Source organism: Micromonospora palythoicola (assembly GCF_036689795.1).
GTDB lineage: Bacteria > Actinomycetota > Actinomycetes > Mycobacteriales > Micromonosporaceae > Micromonospora > Micromonospora palythoicola.
This window is the reverse complement of sequence record NZ_JBAGKI010000069.1, coordinates 14,396-30,106: the sequence shown is the minus strand read 5'-3', so window position 1 is coordinate 30,106 and position 15,711 is coordinate 14,396. Positions and strand designations below refer to the sequence as shown.

At 70.6% G+C, this 15,711-nt stretch carries 16 protein-coding genes; 2 read left to right on the top strand and 14 right to left on the bottom strand.

The window, feature by feature from the left end; translation table 11 throughout:
• Positions 1-118: 118 nt before the first annotated feature.
• The 5 genes from V5O40_RS23490 to V5O40_RS23470 form a co-directional block, all read right to left on the bottom strand.
• Entirely contained in the window at positions 119-1,900 is a 1,782-nt protein-coding gene (locus V5O40_RS23490) for a hypothetical protein (protein ID WP_332907470.1), read from the bottom strand.
• A gap of 27 nt (positions 1,901-1,927) precedes the next feature.
• Complete coding sequence (locus tag V5O40_RS23485; protein ID WP_332907469.1) at positions 1,928-3,187, bottom strand: AAA family ATPase; 1,260 nt, start codon at positions 3,185-3,187, stop codon at positions 1,928-1,930.
• A 451-nt stretch (positions 3,188-3,638) separates the two neighbouring features.
• Positions 3,639-4,289, bottom strand: a complete 651-nt coding sequence (locus tag V5O40_RS23480) for a hypothetical protein (RefSeq protein ID WP_332907468.1) — start codon at positions 4,287-4,289, stop codon at positions 3,639-3,641.
• Between the two features lie 219 nt (positions 4,290-4,508).
• The gene (locus V5O40_RS23475) at positions 4,509-4,964 is read right to left on the bottom strand and encodes a DUF4262 domain-containing protein (RefSeq protein WP_332907467.1); all 456 of its coding nucleotides are present in this window, start codon (positions 4,962-4,964) and stop codon (positions 4,509-4,511) included.
• A gap of 52 nt (positions 4,965-5,016) precedes the next feature.
• Complete coding sequence (locus V5O40_RS23470) at positions 5,017-5,373, bottom strand: hypothetical protein (RefSeq protein ID WP_210941283.1); 357 nt, start codon at positions 5,371-5,373, stop codon at positions 5,017-5,019.
• Positions 5,374-5,777: 404 nt separating this feature from the next.
• On the opposite strand from V5O40_RS23470, the gene V5O40_RS23465 reads away from it, so the two are divergent.
• Both V5O40_RS23465 and V5O40_RS23460 read left to right on the top strand, forming a co-directional pair.
• Complete coding sequence (locus V5O40_RS23465; RefSeq protein WP_332907466.1) at positions 5,778-6,371, top strand: hypothetical protein; 594 nt, start codon at positions 5,778-5,780, stop codon at positions 6,369-6,371.
• A gap of 139 nt (positions 6,372-6,510) precedes the next feature.
• Positions 6,511-7,020, top strand: coding sequence for a DUF2199 domain-containing protein (locus tag V5O40_RS23460; protein ID WP_332907465.1), 510 nt, complete (start codon positions 6,511-6,513; stop codon positions 7,018-7,020).
• Between the two features lie 114 nt (positions 7,021-7,134).
• Here the strand turns inward: V5O40_RS23460 and V5O40_RS27990 are convergent, their stop codons facing one another.
• From V5O40_RS27990 to V5O40_RS23420, 9 genes are all read right to left on the bottom strand, one after another.
• Entirely contained in the window at positions 7,135-7,962 is an 828-nt protein-coding gene (locus tag V5O40_RS27990) for a DUF6236 family protein (protein WP_408631935.1), read from the bottom strand.
• 749 nt (positions 7,963-8,711) lie between these two features.
• Positions 8,712-9,536 (bottom strand): hypothetical protein, encoded by an 825-nt coding sequence (locus tag V5O40_RS23455; RefSeq protein WP_332907464.1) that lies wholly within the window; start codon positions 9,534-9,536, stop codon positions 8,712-8,714.
• 456 nt (positions 9,537-9,992) lie between these two features.
• Positions 9,993-10,367, bottom strand: a complete 375-nt coding sequence (locus V5O40_RS23450) for a hypothetical protein (protein ID WP_332907463.1) — start codon at positions 10,365-10,367, stop codon at positions 9,993-9,995.
• Positions 10,368-10,459: 92 nt separating this feature from the next.
• A complete protein-coding gene (locus tag V5O40_RS23445; RefSeq protein ID WP_332907462.1) occupies positions 10,460-10,669 on the bottom strand; it encodes a hypothetical protein in 210 nt (69 codons plus the stop codon).
• Complete coding sequence (locus tag V5O40_RS23440) at positions 10,666-11,793, bottom strand: peptidoglycan DD-metalloendopeptidase family protein (protein WP_332907461.1); 1,128 nt, start codon at positions 11,791-11,793, stop codon at positions 10,666-10,668. Before V5O40_RS23440 ends, V5O40_RS23445 begins: the two co-directional genes overlap by 4 nt.
• Before the next feature lie 152 nt (positions 11,794-11,945).
• The gene (locus V5O40_RS23435) at positions 11,946-12,683 is read right to left on the bottom strand and encodes a GGDEF domain-containing protein (RefSeq protein ID WP_332907460.1); all 738 of its coding nucleotides are present in this window, start codon (positions 12,681-12,683) and stop codon (positions 11,946-11,948) included.
• Between the two features lie 97 nt (positions 12,684-12,780).
• Positions 12,781-13,737, bottom strand: a complete 957-nt coding sequence (locus V5O40_RS23430; protein WP_332907459.1) for a MarR family transcriptional regulator — start codon at positions 13,735-13,737, stop codon at positions 12,781-12,783.
• A gap of 165 nt (positions 13,738-13,902) precedes the next feature.
• Positions 13,903-14,241 (bottom strand): Lsr2 dimerization domain-containing protein, encoded by a 339-nt coding sequence (locus V5O40_RS23425; protein ID WP_332907458.1) that lies wholly within the window; start codon positions 14,239-14,241, stop codon positions 13,903-13,905.
• A 141-nt stretch (positions 14,242-14,382) separates the two neighbouring features.
• Positions 14,383-15,543, bottom strand: a complete 1,161-nt coding sequence (locus V5O40_RS23420) for an FAD-dependent monooxygenase (protein ID WP_332907457.1) — start codon at positions 15,541-15,543, stop codon at positions 14,383-14,385.
• Positions 15,544-15,711 lie beyond the last annotated feature (168 nt).

The following is a 15,711-nucleotide window of genomic DNA, read 5'->3' as shown; positions in this document are numbered from 1 at the left end:
TTGCTGTGGGGGGTAGGCGCGCGGGGTGGCGCCCCCGGTCGGAGCACACTCACATAGACGGGTCGTCGCCGCCCACCCGGGGAGAGCAAAGGGCGGGGGGCGACGACCCATGCGGTGGTCAGGTGTTGCGGAGCGCGGTGGCGGCGGCACGGGCGATGAGTCGTCCGGCGTCGGCGGGGTTGCCGAGGACGGTGGCGTGGGCGCCGGCGAGTGGTCGGGAGTCGGGTGGGCCGAGCCAGAGCAGTCCGCAGCCGGCGCGGACGAGTCGGTCCAGGCGTGCCTGGCCGTCGATCAGTTCGCTGCTGGTGAACTCGCCGTCGCTGACCACGACGAGTAGCCGTGCTCCGGCGCGTGGGTCGGACAGTCCGAGGGCGGCGTCGAGAGCGTCGACGGCGAGGGGGAAGCCTTGGGTGTGGCCTTCCCGGGCGAACAGGCGGACCTTTGCCGGTGGCTGGCCGGGGTGGGTGACGGCGGTGACGTACTGGCCGAAGGTGACGGTGGCGCTGGTACCACCGGCCCAGGCGGTGGCTTGTGCGGTGATCCATGCCGCGGAGGCGATCGGTCCGGCGAACGCGTCTACGGACGGGGAGACGTCGGCGACGATGCCGACGTGGATCGGTGGCTGGGGTGTGCGGCGGCGTTCGGTGCGCCGCCACGGCTCGGAGGCGGGCAGCTGTCCGGCGGCGCGCTGGGCGTCGGCGGTGAGCGCGGCGCGGGTGACGAGCCGACCTGGTGGTGTGGTCGAGGTGATGACGGTGTCGGTCGGTTCCCGGTGGGCGGCTTGTCGCAGGGTGCGGGCGAGGTGTCGGGCGGCGGCACGTTCGTCGTTGTCGGGTGGTCGGGTCCGCGGCGTGGGTGGCCGTGTGCGCACCAGCGGGGACCTGTTGCTACTGGCGCCGCCTGCACCGCCGGTGCCTGTGTTTGTGCCGAAGACGGTGGCGGCCGCGTCCTGGGATCGTGTGCGCTGGTGGGCTTCGGCTTGGCGCTGCGCGGCGCGTTGCTGGGCGCGGGCGGCGGCGGCCGCGGCGGCGTGGGCGGCTTCGGCGTCGTGGCGGGCCACGGCACCGACGACGCTGGTCGCGGCGTTGCGCAGCACACCGCCACCGGAGGAACCACCACCCCCGCCCTGTCCTGGGCTGCCCTGCCCCGCTTGGCTGGGGGTGGTTGGGGTGGTGTCGGGGTCGATGCCCAGGGCGTGGCACCAGCGGCGGCCGAGGGCGAGCATGGCGTCGGTGTCGTCGTCGGGCACCTGGTGGGCTTCTTGCCAGAGCCGGGTGAGGGTGCCGAGCAGGGCCGGGCGCAAGATCCGGGTGACCGCCTTACGGAGCTGGTCGGCTTCGTCGGGGTCGAGGACACCGGCGTCGACGCGGCCGAGGACGAGCGCGGCGCTGGCGGCGGCCGCCCACGGGTCGTCGGTGGTGGGGATGTCGTCGAGCAGGATCTTGGTGACGGCGGCGCGTAGCCAGCGGCGGTCGCCGGGCCGGCGTCGTAGTTGCGCGGCCTCGATGCGGGATTCCTCCAGCAGCGCGGTGGCTTCGGCTACCCGGGCGGGTCCGGACCCGAAGGCCCAGCGGGTGTGCTGGGAGTGCGCGGCCTCATGCACGAGCAGCCCCCACGCGACTGGGTACTGTTCGCGGGCGTCGGGGTCGTGGGGGTCCACGTGGCGGGGGTCGACGCCGAGGTAGGTGCCGTCGATTTCGATGGTGGCTTGTTCGCGGATGAAGCAGGCGGGTGCGCCGCCGCCGGCGCCGGGTTCGATGACGACGAGCAGGTCCTCGCGGCCGGCGATCGGGGGGATGTGGGCGCTGAGCGCGGCGGACAGGTGCAGCCAGGCGTGGTCTGCCGGCAGCGGGGTGGACGTGGCGTCGGGGTCGGCGTTGAGGTGCTGCGACAGGGACATGGTGCTGCCCTCCTAGATTCGTGGGATTTAGAGCTGGTTGCCGAGGGCCAGCGGCAGGATCTTGGCTTTGGCGAAGGCTTGTCCGACGGCTTTGTGGACGACGTCGCGGTCCTCGACCGGGGCGAGGCCGATCAGGTTCGCGGTGGCGGTGTCGATGCCGAGCACGTCGGTGATCCGTTTGAAGGCGAGCAGTTCCCGTAGCTGGGGTGCCCAGCCGATTTCGCCGCTGTCGTACTGGGTGGCGAGGTTGCGGGCGGCGCGCACCATCCGGGAGTCGACGCCGAGCGCGGCGGCCAGGTCGTAGTCGGAGGACACCTTGACCTGGGTGGCAAACCGGGAGGCGAGGGCTTCGGTGAGCACGGCGCCGTGCACGCCGGGGTTGTGGCCGGCGACGATGTAGAAGCCGGGGGCGGCGGTGACGACCCGGCCGGCGGCGGCCTTGAGGATGATCTGCCGGCGGCCGTCCATGGCCGGGTAGACCACGGCGAGGACCTTCGGCTGGATCAGGGTGGCGTCGTCGATGAACAGCACCCCGCCGGCTTCCATCGCCCGCGGTAGCGGGCCGGGCACGAACTCGTAGCCGCCGCTGTCGGTGGGCACGTAGTCCCCGACGATGTCGCCGACGGTGGTGTCGCCGTCGCCGGGCACCGTGTACAGGTCGGTGCCGAACGCGGCCTCGATCAGGGAGGTCTTGCCGGTGCCGGGTGGCCCGTACAGCAGCACGGGCACGTCGGCGTCGCGTAGGTCGCGCAGCACGTCGACGTCGGGGCGTTTGGCCAGCAGCCGCGGGTAGTACAGCTGCCCGTTCGGGCGCCGCACCGGCCCGCTGGTCGGCTTACGCGGCCCCACCGGCGCCGCCGTCGGACGGGTTGTGGTGGCCGGGCGGGCGGCGCTGGTGGTCGACGGCGGTGGTGGGGTGGGGGTTGCCGGTGCGGTGGCGGAGGCCGGTCGAGCCGGCTGCGCTGGCGGTATGGGGGTCGGGTTCGTTCGGTGTGCGGCCGTCCCGGCCGGGGTGATGCGGTATCGCTTGGGTGAGCCGGGCAGCAGGTCGGCGTGGCCGCGTTCGGTGAGCCGGTCGCAGGCCTGACCGATCGCGCCGGAGGACCGGCCGACCAGTACCGCGGCGATGTCACCGACGTCCATCGCGCTGCTGGCGTGGGCCAGGACGGCGAGGACCTGGTTCTGCAACTCCCCGGCGCGCAGTCGCGGTAGCCCGCTGACCGCGTTGATGCCGCTGCTCGTGGCCGACCCGCCGGTCGTGGGTGTGCTCGCTGTCGGTGTCGTCATCGCTGGTCCTCCGACGCCGCCGGTCGGTGCGGCGGGGACACGACTACCGTCACCCGCCGCGGTGCTCAGGTCCTGGTCGCGGCTGGTGGGCGGTGGTGCGGGGTGAGGGTCCATGGGTGTTCCTCCTGTCGGAATGGGCAGGAGGTGGCCCCGCCTCCGGCGCGGCCACCTCCCGAAACGGGAAAGAGGGTCGGCGCCGCCGGACGGGCCCTCGGATACGGGGCGTGGCTGGCTACCGGTGGTGGTGCCGGAGTGAGGCGTCGGTCAGCGACAGACCGCGCCGCGGATACCGCGGGAGCGGTGCCGCTCGCGCCGTTCGTTCAGCAACGCCGGTGCGGGCAGCAGGTTCGTGTGGTGGCGGCTGACGGGCATCGGATGGCGCTGGCTGCGGATCTGCGCGGTTCGTTAGGACCGGCGGCTACCGGTGCCGTGGCCGCGTCAGTGGAGGGCGCTAGTCAGGCCACTCCTCCCAGTTCCACGTGCCGGCACCGACAGCGAACAGGTCATCGTCGTCCGGGCCGACGAACTCCCGCACACCTGCGTCGTGCAGCAGGAGCACGTCGCCGCTGGCGAGTAGCTGTCCGGGCAGAACGTCGGGCAGCGATCCGTCGCGGCGCCACTGCGCGTCCAGATCGGCCATCAGGCGCGCGACCACGTCTCGGGTGAAGCGGGGCCTGTCCCAGCCGTTCCAGCGCGGCGGCCCGATCTGGCAGGGGTACGGGCCGCCGTGCGTGCCGGAGATCCGGACCATGGCGGGACGCCACGGCTCCCCGTCGGCGTCGCGGCTGCCGGTCGGGGTGAGCTGCCGGGCGGTCCCGACACCGACCGCGGTGGCCAGCAGCATCGCGATGGCCCGCCACGCCCGTCCGATCGCGGTGACGGTGTCGGCGACGATGCCGTCGAGGTCGTCGGGGTCCTGGCTGATCGTGTACCGCAGGTGGGCGTCGGTAATGCTGGTGACGTGCTCGATCAGGACCGCGCAGAGTCGAGCGGACTGGATGTCGGTGGTGGCGACGCGCGGGTCGGCCAGCAGGGCGGTTTCGTCGAGGTCGTAGCCGAACAGGGTGCAGACCCGCACCAGCGGGCTGTGCGATGGAGGCATCGTGTTCTCCCAGAAGGATCGTCAGCTCGCGAGGACGTGGTGGCGGCGTGCACTGGCTGCAGGCGGCCCGTCCTCGCGGCGACAGGTGGGCGGGATGGGTGGTCTCGTGTCGGGCATGACAAAGCCCCACGCGGGGCGCGCGGGGCGGGTTGATTGCGAGCACCCGCTGGCCCGCGACGGATGGGGGCTGGTGTACGGCTGCCAGGCCGAGTAATTGGGCTACGGGCGGGCGAGCAGTGGTTGAACGTGTGGCGGGTAGGCGTAGCCGTCGTCCCACGGGAAGCGCCCGTGCTTGTCCGGCCACACGATCTGCCGCAGGCGCACATGGTCCTTGCCGTATCGGGCGTAGGCCGTGCCAGGATGCAGCGCCTCGGTGGCCAACCCGTCGACGATCGTTACGTCATAGCCGACGATGAGGTCGTCGAGACGTTGGTCGTGGACCAGTGGCGGCATACCACCGTGTAGGCGGTGGGCCAGGTCGTTGAGCAGTTCGTGGGCGATCAGCGGATGGAGTCCGGCGATGATCAGCTCGGGAAGGTGGCGTTCGGTCAGGCCGACGGTGTAGGCGAACGTGGCGTCGGTGTCGCCGGGCTCCGGCACGACAGCGGTCACCGACCAGCCGACGTCGTCGATGTGCTCCTGCTGCCGTCGGAGATATTCGTCGAAGGCAGGCATGCGGTTCTCCTTCGCTCATAGGCGGGGCATGGACGTGGTGAGGTCCCGGCCGTCACGCGGCGAGGCGTACGGCAGCCGTCACGGGATGCCGCATCGGCGCGGACCGGCTCACCGCAGGGGCGGGGCGCGTGGGGCGGAACCAGCCGACGAAGGTTTGCGCGACAACGGCGACGGCCGGAACCTGCGCACGTCCGGACGCGAACCGTCGGGGGCGGCGGGCGACGTCCTGTGCCCGCTGTGCGTCCCGCAACGGTGGACACGGGTACACCTCGTGCACGCAGCGCAGGTTGACGCACCGGCCGCGGCGGTGCGGGTCGGGTTGGTGATCGGCGGTGACGCGCATGGCCATGCGCCACAGCAGGACGTCCGTAACGTCGTGCGGCACCTCGGCGGGAGCGGCGGGCAGCATCGAACGGGTCTCCTTCAGGGGAGTGGATCGGTGGGTGGTCACCACCGGCGTGCCGCCGTGGCCTGGGAGCCGTCCTACCGTCGGGTCCGGCGGTGACCGCACCGATGGACGCTCGACTTTGCGGTGAGATCAAGTCGTCCACCGGGTGACAGCGGACAGACAGATCCGGTGGACGGTCAGGTCAGCGGCCTTTCGCCGCAACGACCCCACGGGCAGCGGCTTCGTTGGCGGGACGTCCGGCCATCTGCTGAAGCGGATGGTCAGTTGCCAGATGGTGACCAGGTCCGCAGAGCTCACGCTCGCCGGCAACTGGTACGGCGGCGCCCTGCTCGATTGACCTGCGCAGACGAGGACACAGCGTCGCGGTTGAGGTTCACGTTCGGGGTAGGTCGTAGGCTTCGGGCGTGACGGTCGGGCGGACCAGTGGACTGACCACACCGCAGGGGCATTTCCTGCACGCCGTGCTGCTCGGGGATCGTTCGTTAGCGCGTCGACTGCAGCTACGAGCCGAGCAGGATGCGACGGCATGTGCCGCGGTGCTGGAGGGCGCGTTCGTCGTGGTGATCGGTCGGCTGCGCCAGACTCGGTTCGGTCCGGCGGAGATTCGCTTGTTCTCTCAGCGGGTGATGGGACATGTCCGTGCCGACTCCGGGGTCACAGTCGATGACGTATCGCGGATCATCTATCGGGAGCTGGGAAACGTGGTGTCCGGCGATGACGTCGTCCCTGCGCATAGCGTTGTGGCACAGCAAGCGGTGGTCGCTGCCGCCACCACTGAGCTGAGACTCACGCCGGGTGAGATCGACCGCGTGATCAGTGAGGCCGAGTCACTCGCGAGGCAGTGGGCTTTCGCGCTCGAGTCCTATCGGCCCAGCCTGCTGATGCGCTGGCGCCTCGAGCTAGCCGAGGGCCGCTGGTACGGATCCGCCGGTCGAGAGCGTTGGGCTGCCGAGCGGATGGGCGCCTTCGTCACCTGGTTAGGCGCGCTCCGGTCATGAACGCCGGCGAACCCGCCACCATTCGTTCCGCTGCTACGGTCCGGGGTTGCCGCGTAGACGCATACGGTCGGCGGCATGACGGGACATCGGGCCGTCGGCACCATGTCAGCAGGGTGGGCGAGGCGGTACCGTCTCGTTCGTGATCGACCAGGGGTTCGTGTGTCACAGCTGTGGACGGCGGCATGAAGGCTTGCCGTTCTCGTACGGGGCTTCAGCCCCGGCCTACTGGCGGGACGAACTCAGCAGCGACGAACGCAGCGTGCTCGAGGACGAGACATGCATCATTGCCGCACAGCACTACTTCGTCCGTGCGCGCTTGGTCGTACCTGTCCTTGACGCCGACGCAGACTTCGAGTGGGGCGTCTGGGTGTCGCTGAGCCGAACGAGCTTCAGCCGGATGCTAGACCTCTGGTCGACGCCAGGGCGAGAGCAGGAGCCGGCGTACTTCGGTTGGCTGTCCACCGAGCTTCCGGCTTATCCGATCGGAACGCTGAACCTCAAGACCAAGGTGCATACTGAGCAGGTCGGCACCCGACCACACATCGTCCTCGAGCCGACCGACCATCCTCTGGCGGTAGAGCAACGCAACGGCATCACGGTGGAACGAGTACAGGAGATCGCGGAGCTTCTGCTCCATCACGAGAGCTGATCGCGCTGACCTCACGCCACGTCCCTGCATCGGCAGGACGGATCTATGGCACCGTCTTCGGCTGATACGGGGCACCCTGCCGTTGGTGGCCAGCGGCGTGTAGAACAGTCAGAGTCAGGAGCCCTGGGGCCGGTGTCTGGTGCCGCTATACGTGCCGCGGAGTATTCTTCGCGCCCGATTGGCTAAGGTTTTCGGCGTTAAGCGATCGCGCACGTCTAAAAGGTAGCCGACCTGTGAGCTGGCCTTGGCTGATTTCCGGACGCAATTGACTTGCCACCATGCGCTACCTATGGCAGCCAATGTCCCCGCCGCCGTGGCTGCCTCGGGCGACATTGTAAGGGCGGTGGAAACTGCGGCAGGTGGCACGAACGAGCCGGCCACGATGAGCGACCTAACGGGCTCTAGTCTGTGCAGCGCTAGCCCTTTCTCAAGCTTGCGTAGAGGTATCTCCACTGTGTGCTGGACGTGCTCGGTAAAGGCCTCAAGACGTCTACGCTTGATCGGCATTGAGGCCAGTCCAGCCAGCTCCTCGCGCTGACTGGCGACGTGCTCGCGGAATAGGGCGAGCTCCTCGCTTAGGTCATCCCGGCACTGAAGAATCTTGTCGGGTGAGATGCTCGAAAGATTTGCGGGCCGAGCGTACTGCAACGCCAGCATTACATAGGTTTCCACGCCCTCGTCAGACCCGGTAGCACCGTCCGCCGCCTCAGCCGGTCGACCCAGAAGGAGACCTAGCGCGGCCCCGACATCGCTGCTTGCTGTGGCAGTCTTCAAATCGACTTGGTCCGTGAGTGGCTGAAACCGAGCCGTACTGCTGATCTGGCCGGCGAGGGCCGTCATGTAGGCGCCAGCGACCGCCGGGTGTACTCCGATCCAGTCTGCCGGTGGTCCGAAGTGTCCCCAGACTGGTTCTGAGGACCGTCCCACCTGAGCCAGTCCCATATCGCTCAATTGTTGGAGAACGTCCCTCGGGAACTTCGTTACGTGGATCCATCCGAGTTGCGGCTCTCCGTGCGGGCCGCCCTGAAACTGATGTTCGCCGCCCCAATCGGCATGCGCCCTGGCAATGCTGAAGTCTCGCATCAGTCGATCCGCGTTCTTGTGCAGTGCTGTTGCCAGATCCCAACTAAGAAACGGCATCAGTTGCCCGGGGTCTTCATCGAGCAACACCCTAGCGTCAAAAAACGTCCGTGCAGTGTCGCTATCTTGCTTATTGTAATCCGCTGGTACGAGCCGGCGTACAGATGGCCAGTACAGCGCTGCCATCTTAAGCCAATCATCGTCACGTATGTGCACGAATGGGAAGTAGAGGCCCGGGTCTTGCATCGCATCCTCAGATCGGTCGACGGCCTTGCGGCGCCCGCAGTGTAGGCGGGCTTCACGAACGACATTGTCATCTAGACGACAGCGGTCGCTCGCCGCATCGCGGCCAAAGGTTTTCGAAGCCGACCGATGCCGTCCGCTAAAGCCGCCTACCCATCTCGATCCGCACGTCAAGGGCATCACTGGAGCCGCGTATCCCTCCGAAACCCTTGACGTGGATCGCTAGGCCGAGAGGTCAGTCATCGTTCTGCCGATGACTTCGGCGGGGTGTAGCACTCTGCGGCCGCACCGACCTCTGTCCTTGGGCCTGTACGGCGACCCCTCATGATCGCGGACTTGAGGGGACGCGAGACCGGGTAGCGGTCGGTCTAGGCGTCGCACGGCTGTGCTTGCGGCCTGGCGAGCTGCCACGGCCATTGGTAGGCACCGACGGCATAGCAGCCGTTGTCGTCCGGGGGTACGCGATCGTCCTCAATCCAGCGGCTGTCGATGCCGTTGTCGTGCTCCCATTCGACGATGGCCAGGTTGCCGTCGAATCGCAGGCGAGGGTGTTCGCCGGGCATGTCGCTGGGGTGGAGGTCGCTGAGGTGGGTGGCCATGCGTTGCACGGCGAAGCGGGGGAAGCGGCACAGCAGACCAGTTCCGTCGCAGGTGGTGTAGTCGACGGCGACCATGGCGCGGTAGTGGCCGTCGCCGACCTGCCGGCAGGTGACGGTCGCGGGGGTCCAGGTGGCCAGCGGCGGGGTGATGTCGGCGCGGGTGTCGGCGATGCGGTAGCGGTCGTTGGTGTGGTCGCAGGTGGGGTCCGGGTGCAGACCGAACCAGTGCATGCCCTGCTGGTGGGCGAAGCGGAGCAGGTCGAGGAGGTCGCGTCGGCCGTCGAGGTGGCCGCTGCGGAGGGGCAGGAATCCGTGCCCGTCCTGGGCGGGTATCGGGTTGCCGGTGGCTCCGGTGGGGGTGTGGGTCCAGGTGTCGGCGCGGACGCGGTGGGCGGTGCCGTCGGCGGCGTACCAGTGGGGGAGGCCGTTGGAGGTGAGCCAGTCGCCGTCGGCGTCGTGGGACCAGATCAGCGCGGCCTGGTCGGGCATGCCGGCTGCGTACTGCTGCCGGGTCCTGTGGTGGGCGATGGTGGCGGCGGCGTGTTCGGCCAGGGGGAGGATCTGGTCCACCCGCCACCAGAGGCGACGTGTCATGGGCGGCGTGCTCCTTCCAAATTAGGAGGGCCACCCGGGTGCCACGCGGGGGCGCGGGCCGGGTGGCCGTCGGTCGTGGGATTGGGGTCCGCTGTCCTCGCGCGGACGGTGCCGCGAGAGCGGCAGATGCGGCGCCCACGGGCGGCGGGGCGGCGTCGTCGTGTCGGGCTCCGGGCAGCCGGTGTAGCCGCTGGTAAAGAGGCCATCATTCAGCGGCGGCTGGTCATCGAGAGCGCAGCCATGTGCGGGCCGAAGCCGCGCAGGCCGGTGAGCACCGCCGGTCAGGAGGCGGTGAACTCGGCGTGTGCGTAAGGCAGTCGGCGCGACGTGCGCGACGTGCGCGATGTACGCGCGGGGCCGCGGCGTGGGCCTGGCGGTGGCCGGCGTGGACCGCGTGGTGCAGGGCGGTCTCCTCCGCGCGGCGGGTGACCGTCCTGGGAAGGGGTGGCGTCGAGGTCAGCGGGATTGCGCAGTGGGGTGCTGCGCTACCCAGAGGCGGGTCATGGCGCGCAGGTGCTCGATCTGCGCAGTCCGTCGGCCGATCAGTGCGTCGAGGCGGGGTCCCCGCGCCTGGAGGGCTCCGGTGGGGTCGATGACCGGGATCCGGTCGTCGGGCCCGGCGGTGAGGACCTGCTCGACGTCGCGCAGCGCGTCGCGGAGGGTCGGGACGAGTCGGGTGATGTGGGTTTCGGTGCTGGCGAGCGCGGTGAGCACGTCGCGCAGTTCCGAGGCCACAGTCGGCTGGTCCGTGCCGGTGGGAACGGCGTCGGTGAGCGCGTGAGCGTCGATCCGTACGCCGCAGTACTTGAGCACAAGCTGAGTGTCGACCATCGTTCTGTCTCCTGGTCGTGTGCGGAGCTCGCGAGGGGTACGCGGGTGTGGTCGGGTGTGCCGGCCCGGTGGTGGCGCGGTGTCGGCTGCGCCTACTCGACGTCGTCGGGGCGAAGGATGTGTCCGCCGTGGTCGGCCGGTGAGAAGACGCCGTTGACCCGCGACCAGGGCCTCGCGCATGTGGTGCAGGTCCATGCCTGCCCGACACCTGGTGCGCCGTAGGTGGCGACGAAGGCGAGTGTTCCGGCCGCTTCGCAGTCGTGCTCGCCGCCGTGCACAGGGTCATCGTTCGTGGTGTTCATGCCGTGCTCCTGTCGGTGATGGATCGACGGTGTGCTGGTGCGACCGCCGCGCTATGGCTGCCGAGGGGTGCACCCACGCCGGCCATGAAGGGCACGGGGTCGACCGCGCCGGCAGCGCTGGCGTCGCCGCGTACGTGCACCTCGTAGTGCAGGTGGGGGCCGCTGGAACGGCCGGTGGAACCGACGACGCCGATGGGCTCACCGACGGTGACCTGCTGCCCCACAGTGACGATCGGCGGCTTGTCCAGGTGGCAGTAGCGGGTCATGACACCGCCGGGGTGGTCGATGTCGACGTACCAGCCGCATCCGGCGGTGCGGTGGGGGTCGCCGTCGCGGTGGCAGCCCCACTCACGTCCGGTGCCGCGATGGATGGCGTTGCAGCGGACCGTGCGGACGGTGCCGGCCGAGGCGGCCCGGATGGTCGTGCCGCGGGGGACGCTGAGGTCGACGCCGTCGTGGCTAGGCCGCTCGTGGCTGCGAAACCCGGAGCCGACCGGGGAGAGCACCGGCTGCGTCCATGGGCCGACGGGCCCGCACCCGGACATGCCGTGCGCCGGTAGGTGGGTGTGGGCGGCGATGACGGTGACCAGCTGCGCCGCCGGGTGTTCCCACGCCGCGTAGGCGTCGGGGTAGGCGCTGATCTGTACGGCTTGCGCGGCGTCGGTCAACGGCATGCGCTGCCAGCCGTTGACCGTGAGCAGTGTGGCGTAGAACGCGCCGGCGGCGTAGGCGGGGTCCTGGAGTTGCGCCGGTGTGCCCCAGCCCTGGCTGGGGCGTTGCTGGAACAGGCCGACGGAGTCGCGGTCGCCGCCGGGCAGGTTCCGCAGGCTGCTTTCCTGCATTGCGGTGGCGACTGCGATGACCCAGCCGCGGGCCGGGACACCGAGCCGGGTGCCGGTGGTGGCGATCGCCGCCGCGTTCGTGACCTGCTCACCGTCCCACTCGCCGACCCGCGGCCAGGCACCGACTGTGGCCGCCGGGGCGGCCGGTTCGGTAGATGGGTGGATCGGCAGGCAGGCGTCGGTGGCGGTGCTGCCGGTCAGCAGGCCACCGAGCCCTCCGGCGCAGAGCACGAACACGGCGACGACCGCGATGACGGCCGTCACCAGGGACCGGATCTTCATGGATGCCTCCAGGTGTCGCCGAGACAGGAACGGCCAAGGCCATGGCCCAGGCGTGACAGATGCCAGGGCTCCGGCCCGGATGGTGGGGCGCACCGCTGCAGCGGGACCGCGACGGGCTGGGCTTGCGGGAAGGGTCAGGTCGCCGGCGGTGGTCATCGGCCGTGTGGCGTGGGCCAGTCGCGGGGGCGGCCGCCGCTCGGGATATCTCCCATGTGGTCGGCGTAGCCGTGCACCACACCGCCGTGGGACTTGGCCCAGTACATGGCGATGTCGGCCAGGTGCAGCAGAGCCTCGGGATCGTGGCCGGCCTGACCGGTGCTCGTGTAGCCGACGCTGGCGACGATGTCGATGCGCCTGCCGTCGAGGACGAACGGGACCTGGCTGACCTCCGACCAGGCGCGGTCGGCCACCGCGGCCGTGGTGTCGCCGCCGCCGTGGACGATGAGGGTGAACTCGTCGCCGGAGAGCCGGGCGGCGAACACGTCTGTGCGGGTCAGTCGGCGTAGCCGTTCGGCGACCTGGGCCAGCAGGGTGTTGCCGGCCCGGTGCCCGAGCCGGTCGTTGACCAACTTGAACCCGACGAGGTCAACAACGATCACACCGACCTCACGGCACGTCGCCGCCGCGTGCGTCAGGCGTTGGATCGCCGCACGCCGGTTGGGCAGGCCGGTCATGTCATCGATGGTCGCCTGCCGGTGGTACCGGTCGCGTTCGACCCGCAGGGTCTCAACCAGGGTGTGCGCGTTCGCCACGACCCGGTGAAGCGTCCGGGCCCGGGTCCGGGCGCGGGCCAGCAGGGTCCACAGGCGCAGCGCCCACAGCCCGGCGACGGTCAGCCCGGCGAGGAGCCCGCCTGCGGCGGTGAGGACAGAGGTGAATGTCTGAGACACTGGTTATCGCTCCTTGTGCATGAAGGAGCACCGGGGGCAGGCGTCAGCGCGCCAACGTCGAACGCCCGCCCCCGGGCTGCCACGGGTGAGGGCGCCGCTACGCGGCCTGGTACGTCGCGACCGTGGTGTCCAGTCGCGTGACGGTGCCGGCGATGACGAGCTTGTCCAGGGCGTTGGCCACCGCTCCCGCGCTGGCCTTGTTGACGTTGTCGCCGTCGTGGGCCTGGTTGATCAGCTTGCAGATCTCGGCGATCTTGTAGGCGGTGTCCGGGTGACGTCGCAGCAACTGCTGCACCTGGTCGCGTAGCTCGCCCTTGCGGCGTCGTGGCCGCGCCGACGTCCGGCGGCCGCCGCGCTGCGGCCTGCTGTCCGCCGATTGGTCCGCCTGCCCCGGTGGCGGCTGCGCGACGTGCACCGGTGAGGCGGCCTCCGATGCGCTGGCACGGTCATCGGGGCCCGGATCGTCGCCGGGCTGGTCCTTGCCGGCATCACTGCTCGCCGCAGCACCTTCGGGCGGCGACGCCGGTCGGCTGTCTCGCGCGGGCGGTGCGTCCGATCCGGGCTCTGCCTGCTGCTCGTCGGTCTGCTCGACCGTCACGACCGGAACTGCCGCCTGTTGCGGCGGCATGCTGGTCAGGTCGTGGGCTGCCGTCGTGTCGTCGGTGTGCTGGTCGGCAGGCTGGTGGTCCTCGACGGGTGCGGCGGTCTTGGGCTGCGGGTCCTGCTCCGGCGGGCCGCCGTCGCGCGGTGGCGGTTCGTCTGCGGCGGGGTCGTCGTCGGGTGGTGGGGCAGGCGGCGTCGGGATGCGGCTGCCGCCGGCGACAGCCGCGGCGGCCGTGGCGCCGGTGTCGGTCACCTGCCACAGCGTGGTGCGTTGCTCGGTGCGGATCCGCTCGGCGTAGCCGGCGCCTTCCAGCTCCCGCAGCTTGGGGGTGGTCGTGGGGTAGGCGATGCCGACGGACGCGGCGATGCTCGCGGCGGTAGCCGGGCCACGCTCGGCGAGCGCGGTCAACACCCGCTCCAGGGTGGACGCGTTCGTGGTGCTGTCGATCATGCGGATTCCTTCCTGCCTACGACGGCGCCCGGGTGAGGGCGTGCACTCATGCACGCTTCGACCCGAGCCCGGATCAAGTCGTGTGGGATGAACTCCCCACCTACGGGCCGCGACGCCCCCGAACCGCGGTCGGCGGATCGTGGTGTCGCGGCCCGTGCGGCCGGGCTAGCGGGCGGCGGCGTAGGCGTCGCGGACGGCTGCCGGGATCGCGCCCCGGGTGCGCGGTTCGGGTAGCTGGTGGGCGCGCCAGTGGGTGGCCCACCACCGTCGGATGTCGGCAGTGCGGCCGACACCGGTGTTCCTTGGAGTTGGTGTGGTGGTGGGTTTCGGGAGGCGGCGGGCGACGGCGATGAAGGGCTGGAAGGCGGCGGCCATCCGGTCGAAGTTGGGGCGGGACAGGTCGATCTCGTACCGCACGCCGTTGAAGGCGAACTGGTAGGTGCCGACCTCGTCGGTGGATCCGTCGAGGTCGTCGTAGACGACGCTGGTGGTTCTGATAGCCATCGGCTCGGGTCCTTTCGCATCGGGAGACACAAGAAAGCCCCCGGCCGGTATGGCAGCGGGGGCGAGGAATGGGTGCTCGTGGGTCTGGATGCCGCAGGGGCGGGTTCCGTGGGCCCTTCGGCCCGGTGGAGGTGGGTGGGGCTATGGGGTGCCGAGGCCGAGTTTGGCGCCGATGACCGGGCCGTGCCGTACTGCGGCGACGGCGGCAGGCAGGTGTCGGCGTTGCCAGCCGTGCAGGGCAGCGGGCAGGTCGGCGTCGTGACGGCGGTGCTGGGTGAGCGCGACGGCCAGCCCGGCGGCCTGCTCGATGCCGTTGTTGGCGCCGCGGGCGGTGTGCGGGCGCACCGGCGCGAGAGCGTCACCGAGCAGGACCGCGTGCCCGTCACCGACCGGCCACACCATGCGGGTGGGCGGATCGATGTCCAGCACCGGCACGGCCATCCGGGTGGCGGTGGCCGCCACGACAGCCGCATGCTCCGGCGGCAGCAACTGCACGGCGTGCTCATCGACATCGGCGCGGGCGGCCGGGGTGATGTGCCGGGGCAGGGCGAACACCCGCCGGGTGGGCTCCGCACCGAAACGCCGCTCGTACTGCGCAGCGGTGCAGCCGAGGTAGAACGTCCAGTCGCAGCCGCCCGGCACCGGCGCGATATTGAACTGCGCACCAGGGCACGGCTCCAACCGGACAAAATCGTGCAGGCCGGGCTGCGGGGCGCGGTCGGCGATACCGCGGTGCGCGACGTAACCGGCATAGCGCAACACCCGCGCCGGGTCCAGCAGCCGACGGCCGATCGAGGACCGTCCGTCGGCGAACACGACCAGGTCAGCCTGGTCACGGCGGCCGTCGGCGAAGGTCAGGACCGGCCGCCTGCCCTCGTCGGTCAGACCGGTGACCCGCATCCCCGTGCGCACCACGCCCGCCGGAACCCGCGCGGTCAACGCGCGGTGCAGCAGCGTCCAGGTGGTGTTGCGGCCGGGATACGTGCGCAGAACAGTCTGGTGCGGCCGGCGGTCGCGGACCGCGACCTGCCGGATCGTCTCGGAGTCGTAGGCGACGACCTCGCGCTGCGCGATCCCGAGCCGGTCGAGCACGTCGAGCGCGGTGTGTTCCAGACCGATCAGCCCGCCGCCGCGCGGAGCGGACGCCGGCATGGCCTCGTAGACGGTGACGTCGAAGCCGGCCCGCAGCAACAGCAGGGCGACCACGGGGCCGGTCAGGCTGCCGCCGACCACGGCGACGCGCAGCCGACGCACACCGCCGACCGGGGCGGTGCGGGCGGCGGAAGCAGGGTTCGGATCCATCAGGGTTCCCTTCGAGGTAGGGGTGGGAACCCGGGCACGGCCGTACGGCCGTGCCCGGGGGGTGCGCCTTATGCGCGGGGGTCGGCCGGGCAGCGGCCAGGTCGTGCGAGTGCGGGCGGGTCTCAAATCCGCGACGAAGACGTCAACAGACGGCAGCGGGAGACCCGG